The organism is Paraburkholderia metrosideri, from assembly GCF_904848625.1.
Taxonomy (GTDB): Bacteria; Pseudomonadota; Gammaproteobacteria; order Burkholderiales; family Burkholderiaceae; genus Paraburkholderia; species Paraburkholderia metrosideri.
Genome location: NZ_CAJHCP010000049.1, coordinates 1 through 582, shown reverse-complemented (window position 1 = coordinate 582; position 582 = coordinate 1). Strand labels below are relative to the sequence as shown.

1 rRNA gene is annotated in these 582 nt (G+C 52.2%); it reads left to right on the top strand.

Annotated features, from left to right (window positions below):
- Nucleotides 1–161: 161 nt before the first annotated feature.
- Nucleotides 162–582 (top strand): 23S ribosomal RNA (locus LMG28727_RS33935); the annotation flags it as partial.

The following is a 582-nucleotide window of genomic DNA, read 5'->3' as shown; positions in this document are numbered from 1 at the left end:
GGGTGTGCGAGTAGGTGAATCAGGGTTGTGATTGTATCAATGTATGAAAAGGTGATCGAAAGATTGCTTTGGAATACGGCGCAACACGAATACTCAACCTGTAGCGTGTGTAGCGAGCGTTGCATTCCGAGTGAATGCAGCCTGAGACACACCCGTTATAGGGTCAAGCGAACAAGTGCATGTGGTGGATGCCTTGGCGATCACAGGCGATGAAGGACGCGGTAGCCTGCGAAAAGCGGGGGGGAGCTGGCAAACGAGCTTTGATCCCCCGATATCCGAATGGGGAAACCCGGCCCGTATGGGTCATCCGTAGCTGAATACATAGGCTACGTGAAGCGAACGCGGTGAACTGAAACATCTAAGTAACCGCAGGAAAAGAAATCAACCGAGATTCCCAGAGTAGTGGCGAGCGAAATGGGACCAGCCTGTACTCTTTATCTTCATTGTTAGTCGAAGGCTCTGGAAAGTGCCGCCATAGCAGGTGATAGCCCTGTAGACGAAAACAGCGAGGAAGAACTGGGTGTACGAGAAGTAGGGCGGGACACGTGAAATCCTGTCTGAAGATGGGGGGACCATCCTCCA